1 protein-coding gene is annotated in these 1,903 nt (G+C 63.0%); it reads right to left on the minus strand.

The features are described from left to right. On the minus strand, window positions 1-1,903 hold a 1,903-nt coding region (locus HV670_RS29815; protein WP_246258128.1), incomplete at both ends, for an Ig-like domain-containing protein.

The following is a 1,903-nucleotide window of genomic DNA, read 5'->3' on the forward strand; positions in this document are numbered from 1 at the left end:
CTGACCGCCCGCCAACTGGACGGCCGTGGCCAGCCCGTCAACGATCTGATCGTTCCATTGATCGAACACCGTGATTCGGAACGTGCCATCAGGCAGACCGCCGATGCTGAACGTGCCGTCGGCATTGCATCGCGCGAAGGCGATATCCTCGCTGTCCGGATCGCCGACACTCACATAGCACTGCGTGAAACTCAGCGACTCACGCGAGCCAGCGCTGTAGAGATTTTCGTTTGGCGGACGGCTGTAGTGCAGATTGGTAATCTTGCCCGAGACAGTGTTGTTGCAGCTCACGCCTTGACACACACCCGGCAGGCGCGCATTGATGGTCTTCGGATTCGCGAACCCGATCGTGACGTGAAAGCCCGCGGGACCGAATTCCTGGAAGTAAGCCGGGCCGCCGACCTTGATGAATGCGTCATGCGCCTTCTGTCCGTCGAGTGTGTTGGTCTGCAGCCATTCCTCGCCCCTCGCGATCCGGTCGGCTGCGGGATAGGCGACGACACCGTAGCGGCCCGGCATCAGATTGGCGATGATTGCCTGCCCGACAAGCGGCGACAGCGTCCTGCCGTCCGACTCGAACTTCGGACACGTCGGAATCATGCCAAGCAGGCCGTCCTGCTCCGCCTTCGAAGTCTTCGAGATCGGACAGGCGTCCAAGCCGGTGGCGGGATCTTTCATCCCTTGCAAGGAATTGGACAGCGGCATGTTGAACATGTCGTAGGTCATCTGGCCGGTCGGGTCACCTGTACCGCCCGCGTCGTCAAAGAGCTTGATTTCGAAGCCTCCGAGCCCCGGCTCGCGCGCGGTGCCGAATGTTTCAGTACCACCGCTCACGTCGACTTCACCGTTCACGGGCGCGTCGTCCTCGAAGACGAACACGGAGATCTTGGCTGGCAGTAGCGGCGTCTGTTGCAGCAATACGTTGACAGCCGCCTGCGCGGGCGCGATCGATGCGCCGCCCATCGCGTGACCGCAGGTGCCGGTTCCCGGAGCGAAATCCGCGCCGCCCGGACCCGACGGACAATCCTTCGCAATGTCGAACTGCCGCTTTGCGCCGTCGGGATTGCTCGCGTTGACGGGCTTGGGTGCGCCGGCTCCGGCAGTGAAGGTGTTGCCGGCATCGCCCGGCAGGATTGAGATGTAGTAGTGCTTCTTTGGATCGAGCGCGACTTGCCTCGGATCGACGGGCGTCTGTTGGGCGGCATCCATGCGGCATCTGCCGTTGCCTACGTCGCACACCGCGGGCACGTGGGCGTTGGTCGAAGGATCGAGCACCGTCTGCCCGGATTCGCATGAGACGGTACCCACGCAGCCCGCTGCGATGACTGGCATGTAGCTGGTGTGAAAACTCGTGCCGAGACTGGGAACCGGCAGCGGCGGACACGAAGCCGGGCGCGGCGTGGTGTTCACCTGGCAGGCGGGGTCGATCTGGAACGTGCGGTCTTCCTCGATGATCCAGCGATAGTCATTGATCGCCGTGCCGGTCTTCGCGTCCTTGACCGCTACCGCAAGACCGCTACCGCCCTTGAACGTCACCGTCACGGTAGCGGCGGCGCTCGGCGTGTTCTGAGAATTCACCGCCTTGTAGTGAAACGTGACGTTGGCGGTGCCGTTTCCGACGGGCGGTACCGACGGTACGACGTTGAATGAGCCATCCATATTCAGCGTAACGGTCCCACCTGTCGCACTGCCGACCACGGACGCCGCGAGCGGCAGCCCCGAAGGATCCTTGTCGTTGGCGAGCACGCCCGGGGCGCCGATGTGCAACTGCGACGCAATGTTGCTGCTGTAAATGTCGTCGTTCGCCGTGGGTGTGCCTGACAGACAGTTCGAACCTGAGGTGCACGCGGCAAGCGTCACCGTGGCAGTGAGCGCGGGATTGCCGTTGGCCTGGTACACGAAA

It is taken from the genome of Pararobbsia alpina, assembly GCF_902859895.1.
GTDB classification, from domain to species: Bacteria; Pseudomonadota; Gammaproteobacteria; order Burkholderiales; family Burkholderiaceae; genus Pararobbsia; species Pararobbsia alpina.